At 64.2% G+C, this 14,097-nt stretch carries 15 protein-coding genes; 6 read left to right on the plus strand and 9 right to left on the minus strand.

The annotated features are described in order from the left end of the window. The first annotated feature begins 32 nt into the window (after positions 1–32). On the plus strand, positions 33–914 hold the full coding sequence (locus ACVIIV_RS27495; RefSeq protein WP_456746939.1) for a LysR family transcriptional regulator: 882 nt from the start codon (positions 33–35) through the stop codon (positions 912–914). Positions 915–1,265: 351 nt separating this feature from the next. Further along, complete coding sequence (gene rnd, locus ACVIIV_RS27500) at positions 1,266–2,414, plus strand: ribonuclease D (RefSeq protein ID WP_456746940.1); 1,149 nt, start codon at positions 1,266–1,268, stop codon at positions 2,412–2,414. 342 nt (positions 2,415–2,756) lie between these two features. Here the strand turns inward: rnd and ACVIIV_RS27505 are convergent, their stop codons facing one another. From ACVIIV_RS27505 to ACVIIV_RS27525, 5 genes are all read right to left on the minus strand, one after another. Then, entirely contained in the window at positions 2,757–4,139 is a 1,383-nt protein-coding gene (locus tag ACVIIV_RS27505) for an aspartate aminotransferase family protein (RefSeq protein WP_456746941.1), read from the minus strand. A 171-nt stretch (positions 4,140–4,310) separates the two neighbouring features. Further along, positions 4,311–4,481 carry a hypothetical protein gene (locus tag ACVIIV_RS27510; RefSeq protein ID WP_456746942.1) on the minus strand — a complete coding sequence of 57 codons (171 nt, stop codon included), beginning with the start codon at positions 4,479–4,481 and terminating at the stop codon, positions 4,311–4,313. A gap of 29 nt (positions 4,482–4,510) precedes the next feature. Continuing rightward, entirely contained in the window at positions 4,511–5,074 is a 564-nt protein-coding gene (locus ACVIIV_RS27515; RefSeq protein ID WP_456746943.1) for an isochorismatase family protein, read from the minus strand. Positions 5,075–5,099: 25 nt separating this feature from the next. Continuing rightward, positions 5,100–5,720, minus strand: coding sequence for a GNAT family N-acetyltransferase (locus tag ACVIIV_RS27520; protein WP_456746944.1), 621 nt, complete (start codon positions 5,718–5,720; stop codon positions 5,100–5,102). Next, a complete protein-coding gene (locus ACVIIV_RS27525; RefSeq protein ID WP_456746945.1) occupies positions 5,707–6,324 on the minus strand; it encodes a hypothetical protein in 618 nt (205 codons plus the stop codon). The genes ACVIIV_RS27520 and ACVIIV_RS27525 overlap by 14 nt, the downstream gene beginning before the upstream one ends. A gap of 71 nt (positions 6,325–6,395) precedes the next feature. Here ACVIIV_RS27525 and ACVIIV_RS27530 point away from each other — a divergent pair, with 71 nt between their 5' ends. Continuing rightward, a complete protein-coding gene (locus tag ACVIIV_RS27530) occupies positions 6,396–7,436 on the plus strand; it encodes a LysR family transcriptional regulator (RefSeq protein ID WP_456746946.1) in 1,041 nt (346 codons plus the stop codon). A 121-nt stretch (positions 7,437–7,557) separates the two neighbouring features. On the opposite strand, the gene ACVIIV_RS27535 is transcribed toward ACVIIV_RS27530, so the two are convergent. Then, positions 7,558–8,715 carry an autotransporter outer membrane beta-barrel domain-containing protein gene (locus ACVIIV_RS27535; protein ID WP_456748843.1) on the minus strand — a complete coding sequence of 386 codons (1,158 nt, stop codon included), beginning with the start codon at positions 8,713–8,715 and terminating at the stop codon, positions 7,558–7,560. 378 nt (positions 8,716–9,093) lie between these two features. On the opposite strand from ACVIIV_RS27535, the gene ACVIIV_RS27540 reads away from it, so the two are divergent. Beyond that, positions 9,094–9,300 carry a cold-shock protein gene (locus ACVIIV_RS27540; RefSeq protein ID WP_024338088.1) on the plus strand — a complete coding sequence of 69 codons (207 nt, stop codon included), beginning with the start codon at positions 9,094–9,096 and terminating at the stop codon, positions 9,298–9,300. A 59-nt stretch (positions 9,301–9,359) separates the two neighbouring features. Here the strand turns inward: ACVIIV_RS27540 and ACVIIV_RS27545 are convergent, their stop codons facing one another. From ACVIIV_RS27545 to purM, 3 genes are all read right to left on the minus strand, one after another. Then, positions 9,360–10,619 (minus strand): IS4 family transposase, encoded by a 1,260-nt coding sequence (locus ACVIIV_RS27545; RefSeq protein ID WP_456746947.1) that lies wholly within the window; start codon positions 10,617–10,619, stop codon positions 9,360–9,362. A gap of 197 nt (positions 10,620–10,816) precedes the next feature. Beyond that, positions 10,817–11,470, minus strand: a complete 654-nt coding sequence (gene purN / locus ACVIIV_RS27550) for a phosphoribosylglycinamide formyltransferase (protein ID WP_456746948.1) — start codon at positions 11,468–11,470, stop codon at positions 10,817–10,819. Then, complete coding sequence (gene purM / locus ACVIIV_RS27555; protein ID WP_456746949.1) at positions 11,470–12,543, minus strand: phosphoribosylformylglycinamidine cyclo-ligase; 1,074 nt, start codon at positions 12,541–12,543, stop codon at positions 11,470–11,472. The genes purN and purM overlap by 1 nt, the downstream gene beginning before the upstream one ends. 157 nt (positions 12,544–12,700) lie before the next feature. Between purM and ACVIIV_RS27560 the strand changes: the two genes are divergently transcribed. Next, positions 12,701–13,243, plus strand: coding sequence for a CDP-alcohol phosphatidyltransferase family protein (locus tag ACVIIV_RS27560; RefSeq protein ID WP_025035876.1), 543 nt, complete (start codon positions 12,701–12,703; stop codon positions 13,241–13,243). Between the two features lie 139 nt (positions 13,244–13,382). Continuing rightward, positions 13,383–14,060 carry a chromosomal replication initiator DnaA gene (locus ACVIIV_RS27565; RefSeq protein WP_456748844.1) on the plus strand — a complete coding sequence of 226 codons (678 nt, stop codon included), beginning with the start codon at positions 13,383–13,385 and terminating at the stop codon, positions 14,058–14,060. Positions 14,061–14,097: the final 37 nt, after the last annotated feature.

Below are 14,097 nucleotides of genomic sequence, written 5' to 3' on the forward strand. Positions count from 1 at the left end.
CCCCAGGGGAAGCGGATAAACGGCTGACCAGCATGGCCGTGTTCGTCAGGGCTGTCGATCTCGGCTCGTTCGCAGCCGCGGCAGACGCCCTGGAGATGTCGGGGCCGATGGTCGGAAAGCATGTGCGCTTTCTCGAAGACCGCCTCAGGGTCCGCCTCCTCAACCGCACCACGCGGCGCCAGAGCCTGACCGAGGCTGGCCAGGCCTATTACGAGCGCTGCCGCGCGGTACTCGCCGAGGCGGAAGCCGCCGACGCCGTCGTGTCCGACGAGCTCTCCGAACCGCGCGGCAGGCTGCGCGTGACGATGCCGGCCCTGCTGGGACGGCACTGCATCGCTCCGTTGCTGATGAAGCTCGCGCGGAAATATCCGCATCTCGAGCTCGACCTCTCCTTCGGCGATCCGATCGCTGACATCATCGAAGCCGGCTATGATCTTGCGATCCGGACCGGCGATCTCGACGACCAGTCCGGTCTGATCGCGCGGCGCATCGCAAGCCAGCGCATGGTGGTGTGCGGCGCGCGCTCGTATTTGCGCATCAACGGCAAGCCGAAATCGCTCGACGACCTCGCCGCACATCAGGCGATTATCTATCGTCGCTCAGGGCGCGTCAGGCCGTGGCTGTTTCCGCAGCAAGGCGAGCTTCCGCGCGAGATCATGCCCTTGGGCAGGCTGAGGCTCGACGATCTGGAGGCGATCGCCGATGCCGCCGCGCAAGGCATGGGGCTCGCTTGGCTGCCCTACTGGCTGGTTCGCGAACGCCTCAACACCGGTGCGCTGGTCGGTCTCTTCGCCGGCCAGCCCGAATTTCTCTACGACTGCCACGCGCTGTGGCCCCGTTCGCCCAGGCTGCCGCCAAAGGTCCGCACCGCCGTGGACACCCTGGCCGCGGCCCTGCCGAAGCTGATGACGTGAGGTGACCTTGCCGCATTAACTCCCCGTCCACCATGCGGCGGCCGACACGGCCGGTAACCACGAGAATTAACAGACCGTCAACGCACCCCCGACAAATCTATCCATGTTTCTGGAGATTTCGCCGTGGATCTGTTGGTTTTCGAGTTCCTGGGACTGGCTCTGGTCGCCATGTGTGTGATCGTGGTGGCGCTGCCCTGCGCGCGAAAACCGTCGCAGCGGGTCCGTTACGAATAGGAATTTGGTCGGAAAGAGACGATTCCGGCCCGATGCAAGGCTCGAATTTGCTTTAGAGCCCCTTGACATCACAGCACTTTCGGCAGAACGGCTGATATCAAGTGTCAAGGGCCGTTCATGGATTTGATTACCACCACCGCTGACCTCGCGGCTGCCTGCAGCCGGCTGGCCAAGCACCCCGTCATAACAGTCGATACCGAGTTTCTGCGTGAGACCACCTATTACCCGCTGCTGTGCGTGGTGCAGATGGCCAGCGCCGAGGAAGCCGTGGTCATCGACGCCCTGGCCGAGGGCATCGACCTCAAGCCGTTCTTCGAGCTGATGGGCAATGAGGGCGTGCTGAAGGTGTTTCACGCCGCCCGCCAGGACATCGAGATCATCTGGCACCAGGCGGGCATCATCCCGCATCCGGTGTTCGACACCCAGGTTGCCGCGATGGTGCTCGGCTACGGGGACAGCATCGCCTATGACGCGCTGGTCGAGAAGGTCACCGGCCACCGCCCGGACAAGACCCACCGCTTCACCGACTGGTCGCGCCGGCCGCTGACCAAGGAGCAGATGCACTACGCGGTGTCCGACGTCACCCATTTGCGCGACGTCTTCGCCGCGCTCGACGCCGACCTGAAGAAGCGCCGCCGCAGCGAATGGGTCTCGATCGAGATGGAGGTCCTGACCTCGCCCCGCACCTATGATTTCCACCCCGAGCGCGCGTGGGAGCGGCTGAAGACGCGGGTGCGCAAGCCCAAGGACCTCGCGGTGTTGATGGAGATCGCGGCCTGGCGCGAGCAGGAGGCGCAGAGCCGCGACGTGCCGCGCGGCCGCGTGCTGCGCGACGAGGCGATCACCGACATCGCGACCCACGCGCCGACCACGCTGGAGAAGCTCGCGCATCTGCGCTCGGTGCCGAAGGGATTCGAGAAATCCAAATGGGGCGCGGACATCGTCGCCGCGGTCGAGCGCGGGCTGGCGCGGGACTTCACGAAGCTGCCCAAGCTGGAGAAACCGCGCAACAACTCCAACGGCGCCGCCATCATCGAGCTGTTGAAGGTGCTGCTGCGCATGACCGCCGAGCGCCACGCGGTGGCGAGCAAGGTGATTGCGACCGTCGACGATCTCGAAGAGATCGCCGCGGACGATGAGGCCGATGTGCCGGCCTTGCGCGGCTGGCGTCGCGAGCTGTTCGGCGAGGCCGCCTTGAAGCTCAAGCGCGGCGAGCTGGCGCTGGCGATCGAGAAGGGTCGCGTGGTCGGGGTGCAGCGGGCGTAACGTTCCGCCACGCGGACCAACGGTTAGCTCGTCATCCCCGCGCAACGGCGAAGCCGTTGTCGCTGGAAGCGCGAAGCGTGCGGTGCAAAGCACCGCACGGGAGCCTCGAAGGATGAACACCCCGCTGCCGCAGCCGGGCCGTCGCCCTTCGAGGGCCGCTGAAGAAGCGGCCACCTCAGGGTTACGGTGATAGATTGGGGCTCGCTGCCTCCACACCGTCATTGCGAGCGCAGCGAAGCAATCCAGAATCTTTTCGCAGAGGCAGTCTGGATTGCTTCGTCGCCAGCGCAAAATTGCTTCGCAATTTTGTCGCCGGCTCCTCGCAATGACGGGAGAGAGGCCTTACGCCGGCGTCAGCTTCGCCACTTCGCCCTTCATGTCGTTCAGCACGCCTGAGATCGCAGTGACCAGCTCGTCGATCTGGGCCTGGGTCGTGATCAGCGGCGGGCAGATGGCGATGGCATCGAGCATGTTGCGCGAGATCACGCCGCGCTCTTGGAGCATGCGGCTGGCGATGCCGCCGACAGCGCCCGGCGTTGCCGCTGCGGTCTTGCGTCCCTTGTCGAGCACGAGCTCGAGCGCTGCGATCATGCCGACGCCGCGGACCTCGCCGACCAGCGGATGGCTGGCGAGCTCACGTAAGCGGCCCTGCATGTAGGCCCCGAGCTCGGCGGCATGCGCGACCAGGCCGCGCTCCTCGATGATCTTGAGGTTTTCGAGCGCGATCGCCGAGCCGACCGGATGGCCGCCCGCGGTAAAACCGTGGCCGAGCACGCCGATCTTGTTGCTCTCGTCCGCGATCGGCTCGAACATGCGCTCGTTCATCATGATCGCCGACAGCGGGAAATAGCTCGAGGTGATCTGCTTGGAGACCACCATCGCGTCGGGCTTGATGCCATAGGTCTCGCAGCCGAACATCTTGCCGGTGCGGCCGAAGCCGCAGATCACCTCGTCGGCGACCAGCAGGATGTCGTACTTCTTCAGGACCTTCTGGATCTTGTCCCAATAGGTCGCCGGCGGAACGATGACGCCGCCCGCTCCCATCACGGGCTCACCGAAGAAGGCCGCGATCGTATCCGGCCCTTCCTTCTGGATCAGGGCGTCGAGCTCCTCGGCGCGTCGCGTGGCGAAGGCTTCCTCGCTCTCGCCGGGGGCACCGTCCTTGTAGAAGTGCGGCGAGCCCGTATGCAGGATGTTCGGCAGCGGCAGGTCGAACGAGCGGTGGTTGTTCGGCAGGCCCGTGAGGCTCGCGGAGGCGATGGTGACGCCGTGATATGCGCGCAGGCGGCTGATCACCTTCTTGCGCTGGGGCTGACCGAGCGCGTTCGAGCGATAGGCGATCAGCTTCAACACCGTGTCGTTCGCTTCCGAGCCGGAATTTGTGAAGAACACCTTGCTCATCGTAACAGGCGCGAGCGCGACCAGCTTCTCGGCGAGATCGATCGACGGCCCGTGCGATTTGGCCGAGAACGTGTGGTAGAACGGCAACGCCTGCATCTGCTTGTGCGCCGCCTCGACCAGTCGCTTCTCGTTGAAGCCAAGCCCGACGCTCCAGAGGCCCGCCATCGCCTCGAAATAGCGCTTGCCCGTCGCGTCGAAGACATAAGGGCCCTCGCCGCGCTCGATCACAAGGGGACCTGCCTGCTGATGCGTGCGCGCGTTGGTGTAGGGATGGAGCTGATAGGCCACATCCCGGGCCTCTTGCGAATTGGGCAGCATGGACATTTGCGGAGATCCTTGAAAGCGTCACGGCGCCGGCGCAGCCGGCGTCATCACTCGATGGCAAGTACCTTGGCTATTGCCACAGCGCAGAACTTGCAACGCCAATTCGTCGGCAGCAAGCGCTCAGCAGCGATGCACAAAGCCGCACATGACAGGATTGCGCTGGGCCGGCCCTCACGCTGCGCTGTCGTCGTCCCCATCGTCGGTGGCCGCAACGGCTTCCCTCACCTCCACCAACGCCATCGAGAGCAGATAGACTGTCGTGGGCAGATCAAGCCTGCGCGCCCGCTCGGCGGCACGCGACAAATCGCTCGCCAACTCCTTGAGCTCGTCTCCCCGAGACAATTGTCACCCCATCCACCGGTCGCGGCCGCCTACACCGCAACGGCGCCGCTGGCGCTGATCAGTTCGGCGCTGGAGTGGATTGTAGCAAAGTTCCCGATGACATTCACTACCGCATGCCTGTAGGCGGCGCCATCGTCGGTGCCCGGCTGCCGGCAAGCCACCGCGTCAGTGACCACATGGTAGCGATGACTGCGGTGAAACCCTTCGATGGCGGTGGCCAGGATGGTCTCGTCCAGGGAAAAGCCGATCAGAATGCAGCGCGTGGTACGGATACTGGACATATAGTCCACAAACCGCGACGAACTGTAGGCGGACGGCAGCGGGTGCTCGAACGTCATCTCTCCCGGCCGCGGCTTGGTCTCCGCGATCCAATCGGTCAGCCTGGATGCCGGATTGAACCAGGCCGCCTGCGCGATGCGCTTCAGATGCATCACCGGCCACAGATTGCCGCGCCACAGCGTCAGGAGTTTCAGGCAGCGCGCCGTCGCCGCATCACCGTCGAGGATGACGTGGCGGCGGCCGGGGGTCAGATACTCGACCTGAAGATCCGCACAGACCAGGATCGGCGGATCATCGTGGATGGAAGCCAGCATTTTGTTGCGCGCAGCTGCACCCGTTTCAGCGGTCGGCGAGTGCGAGGTCCCGCAGCGGCGAGGTCACCGCCCGCCCCGCCGAGGCATCGAGCACGCCAGGCCGGTCCCAATCGCCCTCAGGACGGATGATCACATAGGGATCGCTGTCCAGCGTGATGGCGTCCGGGCCCGGCTCGATTTCCAGCAGCATCTCCGTGTAGGAGAAATCGGAGAAGGTGATCTTGCGGTTATGACCAAGCGGCTTGGCGCCGAAATGGGCCCAGAAATCGACCAGCCGGTCCTGCGCCTGGCCGTAGATCTTGCGAAAGCCCTTGCGCTTCACGTAGTCGACACTGGCCTGCACCAGCTTGAACGAAACGCGCGAGCGCCGATATTGGTGACGCACCGCGAGCCGCTCCACCTTGGCGAAATCGCCGAAGAAGCGCACCCGCAGGCAGCCCGCAGGCTCGTTGCCGACGAAGCCGATGAAGTGCGCCGCGACCATGTCGTTGCCGTCGAACTCCTCCTCGAATGGACAATCCTGCTCGGCGAGATAGACCGCCGAGCGGATGGCGGTCACCAGCATGAGATCGCTTGGATCCCGCGCAAGACGGATGGTGATGGCGCGCGAACAGGGCTTGGCGAGAGGAATCCTAGTACCATGCATCTGCAAAGCTCCTTGCTTGGATGATCGCGCCTGGCATGCGCATCGGCTGCCGATGCCAGGGGCGCTCGTAACACCAAAGGTCGGGTTGGAAGCTCGGGACAGGCGCAAAGCCTGTCGCCTTCATGATGTCGCGTCCGGCCACCGTTGACGGCTGCGCATAGCAATCAGCGCCGCGAAACCTTATCTGGCGCAGATGAGCCGCGGCCTTGCCGAGACCGGCGATGCCGCGGCCCGTCGCCGCGATCGCCCAGATGTAGATGGCAGCGACGTCTGCGTTCGCCGATGCGAGATAACGCGTCTCGGGCGCGGTGAGGCAGATCTCGTCGAGCAGCAGCGCATCGTGTCCGCGGTCGTTGAGGAACAGGAAGGCCATGCCGCCGACGAGCTTGCCTTTCCGGCTGAACGTCAGAATACTCTGAGGATCGAGAGTGAAGTATCTCGCAAGCTCCACTGCGCCGATCTGCACGCCCGGCACCAGCTGGTGCGCCATCTCCGAAAGCGCCGCAATTTCGGAAAATTGCGCGCACCGGACATCGATTTCCGGGCTCAGCGGCAAGGCATCGAAATCATGCCTTGCGGCAAACGAGCCCCTTTCCATACTCATATCGCGCCTCTATCGTTCGAGGCTTTCATGCCCCGCTATGGCCACGAGCTTAGCGGTTGGGGATCAGGAGTATGCAGCAGTTATTGCACCGGGGTGCTGCGATCATGCAGCACCGTGAAGAAGCCCTGGGCGCGTCCTGGGACGATTTGAAGCTGTTTTTAGCGTGCGCAAAATATAAAAGTTTTCGTAATGCGGCCGAAGAGCTCGGGCTCACCTCCACCACTCTGATGCGCCGCATCGACCGGCTCGAAGAGAGCATCGGGTGCAAGCTGTTCCTGCGCGACCAGAGCGGACTCACGCTCAGCGATGAAGGCACCGCGATGATCGCCGACGTCACGCATATGGAGCGTCACGCCTTCAACGTCTTCCGCCGCGCCTCGCGATCGTCGAACGACACCTCAGGCACCGTGCGCGTCGCGGTGACGGAAGGCCCCGGCAATTTCTGGATCCTGCCGCGACTGATCGACTTCCAGAAGACCTACCGCAAGATCACGGTCGATCTTCGCTGCGCGATGGAGCAAGCCGACGTCGCGCGGCTCGAATCCGATATCGCGATCCAGCTCGAGCCGCCGACCAATCCGGATCTGATCGTCGCCAAGCTCGGCCGTCTCCACATCTATCCCTTCGTCTCCAAGGAGTACGAAAGCCTCTACGGATTGCCGGCAACGCTCGCCGATTTGAACAACCACCGCATCATCAAGCAGAGCGCGCCGCAGATCGACGACGGCGCCTATGCCCGCGTGCTCGGCTTGCAATCGCTGGAAGGCATCGTCGGGATCAAGACCAACTCCTCGGTCGGCGTGCTCTATGCGGTGGAGCGCGGCGCCGGCATCGGCTTCCTGCCGACCGTGTCGATCGCGCTCGGTGCGCGGCTCGTTGCCGTCGATCTCGGCGTCAGCCACCACGCCGATCTCTGGCTCACGTATCACAAGGAGTTCCGCACGTCCGAGCGTCACAAGATCGTCGTCGACTGGCTGAAGAAGATCTTCGATGCCAGGACCTATCCCTGCTTCCGCGACGAGTTCATCCATCCGAACGCGCTGGTGTCGATGATGACGGCCGCGCGCGAGGGGTTTGGATTGGCGGGCTATGTCGCGGCAACGCCGACCTAAACGCAGGCGAGAGCGTTTTCGAGCGAAGTGGACGCCGGTTCGCGTGAAGAAAACGCGTCAAGACAACTAACTCAACCAGAGCTCCGCACCGATGCGATCGGAGCGGAGCTCTGGTTTCAGCTCACCATCTATATTCGAAGCCGACCGTGCCCTGGTGCGAGGTGAGCTCGTTGCGGAGCTTGCCGTCGTAATTGACGTAGAGCCGTGCCACATTGGTCAGGCTGAGCGAAGCCGAGGCACCGGCATCCACGCCGTAACGGCTCTCGCCGATGCCGGGGACAATGATGCTCTGGGCGCCCAGGCTGACCTGAATGGATCCCAGGTCCTGGTGGAAATTGTCGACGAACTTGCCGTACGCGGACAGGTCCAGGATCTTCCGCTCGATGATGAAGTAGCGGCCGATCTCCGCGCCGATCATGATGCGCGCGCGCGAGAGCGCCGTCGAGCCGACGTTGAGCGGATCGAGCCCGCCAGCCTCCTGGAACGCGGCGCTGGTGGCGCGCACATATTCCAGCGCACCCTTGGGCACGATGCGCATCTGGTCCTTGGTCCAGTAATAGCTGATCTCGGTCAGCGCGCCGTCGACGGCGGCGCGATAGCCCGTGGTCGCAAGGCCAAGGCCGGTGTCGCGGCTGGAACGGACCTTGCCGAAACCGTGCACCACGGCAAAAGCCCAGGTCCACGGGCCTTTGTCGACCGAGCCGCTGAAGCCGAGCTGAGTGAGGTCGAGCGTTGCGGACTGCAGCGCCAGCGGCACGTCGATGTCGGTGTGGCTCTGGTCGACGGAGAATCCGACGTTGACGCCGGGTGCGAGCCGCGCGCCGAACCCGGCGACGCCGCCAAAGGTCTTGCGCTTGTCGCCGACGAAATCGCCTTGGGCATCGGTCCGGACCGACAGGCCGTAGCCCTCGAACCAGGTGCGGTAGCGCGGATCTTCCGTGCTCGCCGAGGCGCCGCCGCCGCCCGGATTGGTGCGGAACGCCCGGTTGAAACCATTCGATGCCTGATTGCCGAGCCGCTCCAGGAAGCCCGAGCCGAGATTGAGTGTGCTGCTGCCGGCTGACTGATCGTAATTGGTCGACGTCGGCGACGGGATCGGGGTCGGTGACGGCGTAGGCGTCGGGGTTGGGGTGGGCGTCGGGCTTTGCGCGAAGCCGGGCGTCGCTGCCGCCATCATCACGACCAGCACAAACGCCATCGCAATCGCAGCCGCGATCCGGCGGACGCTGTCCAGCCCGATCGTCTGCCGTATCCCGGAGAGCTGCGCAGCGCAGCACATGACGATGAATCCCGAAGCCAAGTGGCGGCGCGCAAAAAAGCAACACGGTCTGCGACGCTTGCGGCGATTTGTGCCGAACTGCCACTAGGGGTCAACCGGTTGGCGCATGACGGCCGAGGCTATTGCACCGATTGTGGTTCCGCTGCCACAGGTCGCAAATTGCGCTTGAAGACACTTAGTCCGGTCTTGAAATCCGCGCGCAGCTTGCTAGCGGGCGATTTTCATGTTGCAATATTGGACACAATCGGAATTGGCCGCTGTGCTGTGCGTTTCGCGACATTGACCCTCAAGACTCGAACAGACTTCCGGAAGCCCGTTTGTGGCGTGGCACGCGAAAAGCGGCCGCGTCTTTTTTATATCTAGTGGAGGAGACTAGCGATGCCGCAAAAGGGCACCGTCAAATGGTTCAACCCGACCAAGGGCTATGGGTTCATCAAGCCGAACGGCGGCGACAAGGATGTGTTCGTCCACATCTCCGCCGTCGAGCGTGCCGGACTCTCCACCCTCAATGAGAACCAGGTGGTTGAATTCGACCTCGTGGAGAACCGCGGCAAGTCATCCGCGGAGAACCTCAAGGTCTCCTAAAGTCTCTCAAGCGTGACGCGAGAGATCATGACGTTGCCCCCGGCTCTGCCCTAGTTGATTCACACATCGCGAGCGATTCTCCAGCCGCTGAGCATGGCCCTGAGGGCCAATAGGCCCTGGAGGATCGTGATGGGGCCTGGTTTGCTGTAGTATCCTGTCCAGCCGCCGAGGCGCGCGCATACCCACGTTGCGTAGGCAAGCGAACCCGAGGGGTGCGGATTCTTTTGCCGATCGGTTTTGCCTTCAAGGGTTCGGCAAACGGCCTCCAAAGCCGGACGATCCTTAGGATCAAGCATATCGTCGAGCGGTCGGTTTGCTGCACCGTCGCGCTCTCGTACCATTTGCAGGACCTGGATCGCTGCGATCAGCGTTGCCGCGGTCAAGTTCTCGAATGGGCCGCCGTCGACCACACATACGGCTTCGATGTTGAAGCCCTTGGTCTTCATGAGACGGAACAGTTGCTCGATAGTCCAGCGCTGGCGATACAGGTGCGTGATCTGCTGCGCAGACGCCAGTGTTGTCACTTGGTGTGTCGTCAGTAGTCGCCAATGCACCGGCGGGACGTTTGCCGGAGGATCGACCTCACGCGCCTCCACCAGCGTGAGCGTGACCTCCTTCGGCAGTTTGGCCTCTTCACCTGGGCATTTGCGTCTTGGCCGCAGCAGGCTGATCTGCCGCGTTCGCAATGCCAATACGGCTTTACGTGCCATCTGGCCCGGCTTGGCCGATACGTCGATAACTTCCCGGCCAAGTTCTGGCACGTCATCGAGGCAGTTGTAGAGCGTGCCACCATCCTTCAGAGCTCGATCGTAATTGGCCCTGATCAGCAGTTCAGTCTCGACAGGTCGGCAGGCAAACTCCTCGTAAATGTCACCCTCGCGGTCGGCAACTACCGTCACACATTCCGCCCCATGAGCTGCCAACTCTGCCGCCGTGAGGGTGGCGTCGAGCCAGCGACGGCTCTCCTTATCCGCAAATGCCCGCACGGCCCGCCGGCGCTTTTTGCCGCCGACATGTTTGAGGAACGTCGCATCGACAAGCCCGAGCAATGCCCCGTCATCGGCATCTACGGCGACCATCGCGTGAAGGTTCAAACTGTCGAGCTTGCCATCGTCTCGCAGGGTCGTGGTGTCCTGGATCGCCAGAACATGGCGACCTCTGACCAGCCCTGCGGTCCGCAACCGGGCCGTGGTCACCATCTCCTCCGGGGTCACCCGCCGATTGCGAAGGAAACGCGTGATGCGGATCTCGCCAGCTCGATCCCCGCCAACCCGCCGAACACTGATCCCAGACTGACCGACGCTGATAAGGCGGGCCAACAAACGGGCCCCCCTTTTTCCAGGCGCCGGTCTCCAAACCGTCCCAATCCGCCTTCCATCACTCGCTCCATCGGCACAACGCTCCGATGGATTCAGACTTCAGACGATCTGGCAAGACGCCGCCGGCCCCGAGATGTGTGAATATGCTAGGGCTCTGCCGGGGGATTTTGTTTGGGCACCCAAACGCGGACCGCGCTTTAGCCCACCACCGGCGCAACCAAAAAATTCTCCGACGCTGCGCTGCCCGCCGTCTTGCAGACATCGCCCTCAATGCGGACCTTGTCGGTCGCGAGCAGCCGCAGCGCTTCGGGATAGATCCGGTGCTCGACCTCGAGGATGCGCTCAGACAGTGTGTCCGCCGTGTCGTGGTCGCCGACGGGAACCGCGCCCTGCATCACGATCGGGCCGGCGTCGGTCTCGGGGATGACGAAGTGCACCGTCGCGCCGGACAGTTTGACGCCGGCGCGCAGGGCTTGGCCGTGCGGGTCGAGGCCGGGGAAGGACGGCAGCAGCGAGGGATGGATGTTGAGCATCCGCCCGTACCAGGCCTTGGTGAACTCGGCCGTGAACAGGCGCATGAAGCCGCCGAGACAGATCAGCTCGATGCCGTGCCGGTCGAGCGCTGCCTGCAGCACCTTCTCGAAACCGGCGCGGTCCTTGCCGAATGGCTTGCTCTCGATCACCTCGGTCTTCACGCCGCTCGCCCGGGCACGTTCGAGTCCGAGCGCATCGGCCTTATTGGAAATGACGAGCGATATCTCCGCCGGAAAATCCGGAGCGGCGGCGGCCCTGATCAGCGCGGCCATGTTGGAGCCGCGCCCGGAGATCAGGATGGCGACGCGGCGCTTCATCACAGCGCCAGATCGAGATGGCCGTTATAGACGACGCGGTGCTCGCCCTCGGCCGGGGTCACGGTGCCGAGCTGCGCCACGGTCTCGCCGGCGTCGGTGAAGACCTCGATCACCTTGTCGACCTTGTCAGGCTCGACGATCGCGATCATGCCGATGCCGCAGTTGAAGGTGCGCAGCATCTCGAGCTCGGCAATGCCGGCCTGGGCCGCCAGCCATTTGAACACCGGCAGCACCGGCAGGCGGGCGAGGTCGATGCCGACGCCGAGGTGCTTGGGCAGGACGCGCGGAATGTTGTCGGTAAAGCCGCCGCCGGTGATGTGGGCGAGCCCCTTCACCGCGCCGGTCTCGCGGATCGCCCGCAGGCAGGATTTGACGTAGAGCTTCGTCGGCGTCAGCAGCGCGCCGCCCAGCGTCATGACAGGTGCGAACGGCGCCTGGGCCTCGAAGCCGAGGCCGGATTGTTCCACGATCTTGCGCACCAACGAGAAGCCGTTGGAATGCACGCCCGACGAGGCAAGTCCGATCACGGCATCGCCCGCCGCGATGTCCTGGCGCGGCAGCAGCGTACCGCGCTCGGCGGCGCCGACGGCAAAGCCGCCGAGATCATAATCGCCGTCCTTGTAGAGGCCGGGCATCTCAGCGGTCTCGCCGCCGATCAGGGCGCATCCGGATTCACGGCAGCCCTCCGCAACGCCAGCGACGATCGCGGCGGTGGCCTCGGGGTCGAGCTTGCCGCAGGCGAAATAATCCAGGAAAAACAGCGGCTCGGCGCCCTGCACCACGAGATCGTTGACGCTCATGGCGACGAGGTCGATGCCGATCCCGCCATGCAGGCCGGTTTCGATCGCGATCTTGACCTTGGTGCCGACACCGTCGGTCGCGGCCACGAGGACCGGGTCCTTGAAGCCCGCCGCCTTGAGATCGAACAGGCCGCCGAAACCGCCGATCTCGGCATCCGCGCCCGGACGTGCGGTGGCGCGCACCATCGGCTTGATCAGGTCGACCAATCGGTTGCCCGCGTCGATATCGACGCCTGAATCGGCGTAAGTGAGGCCGTTTTTGCGGTCGGTCATGCCCGATTTCCAGTGGGTTCGCGGCTGGTTACGTCGAATTCCGGGGACGCGCAATGGCTCGCATGGCGCTCCTCCCTATACTATGTAGAGATATCAACCGGTTCAGCCTCCCGAGGGGCCGGATTCGAGGTCAGACCGGGTGCCGGGAAGCGCTTTCGTGAGTATTCCGAACATCATTACACTGGGCCGCATCATGCTGGTCCCGATCATCGTCTGGGCCATCGTGTCGAGCCAAATGGAGGTGGCGTTCGCCGTCTTCCTGATCGCCGGCATCAGTGATGCCGTGGACGGCTTTTTGGCCAAGCGCTTCAACATGACGAGCGAGCTCGGCGCCCTGCTCGATCCGCTCGCGGACAAGGCGCTGCTGGTCTCGATCTACATGGCGCTCGGCATCTGGGGCGCGATCCCGCGCTGGATCGTGATCCTGGTGGTCTCGCGCGACATCATGATCGTCGCCGCCGTGATCGTATCCTGGCTGTTCGACCGGCCGGTCGAGATGAAGCCGTCGAAGGTGTCCAAGCTCAACACGGTGGCGCAAGTCGCATTCGCGGCGCTGGTGCTGGCGGCGCTTGCCTTCGGCTTCAAGCCGGCACCCTATGATATAATCCTGATGGGCCTCGTCACGGTCTTCACGCTCTCCTCCGTGTCGCTCTATCTCGTCGAGTGGCTGCGGCACATGAGCACGATCGAGGCCAAATGAGGTGAGGGATGCGGCCCTGCAAAAGGCCAAGTCCCGCGAGATCAAGTCCCGCACGATCAAGTCCCGCAAGATCAAGTCCCGCACGATCAAGTCGAACCTCTTCCAACGGGCCGGCGCGCCGGCATGGAGCAAAGCAAGCGTGGCAGGCCGCGTTCATCCCCGACAATTGGCGTTTGCACTTCCGCATGCGGAGAGCCTTAGCCGGGACAACTTCCTTGAGGGCCCCGCCAATGCGGCCGGCCTCGGCCTGATCGACAGCTGGCCGGAATGGCCGAACCGGATCATGTGGCTGGCCGGCCCGGAAGGAAGCGGCAAGAGCCATCTCGCCGCAATCTGGGCCGAAGAAGCCGGCGCCCGCTCGACCGCCGCCAATGCACTGACCGCCGTTGGCGTTCCAGGCGCGCTCGCCACCGGCGCGCTGGTGGTCGAGGATCTCAAGGCAAAGGATTTTGACGAGCGCGCCCTGTTTCACCTGATGAACCTCGCCCGCGAGGACGGCGCCTACGTCCTCTTCACCGGACGCGAGGCGCCGGCCTCGCTGGAGATAGAGCTTCGCGACCTGCGCTCGCGCCTGCGGGCCGTTCCGGTGGTCGCGCTGCTGCCCCCCGACGACCAGCTCTTCCGCGGCCTGATCGTCAAATTCTGCGCCGACCGCCAGCTCACCGTGGACGAGAGCGTGGTCGGCTACCTCGCCACCCGCCTGGAGCGGTCCTCGGCGGCCGCCCGGCACGCCGTGGAGCTGCTCGACAGCGAAGCCCTGCGGCTCGGCCGGCCCGTCACCCGGGCGCTGGCCGCCGAGCTCCTCCGGGACGCCTGAACCGGCTCGCAGGCCCCCCGAAGCCCGCTTGACGCGG

It is taken from the genome of Bradyrhizobium sp. USDA 4354 (assembly GCF_054060315.1).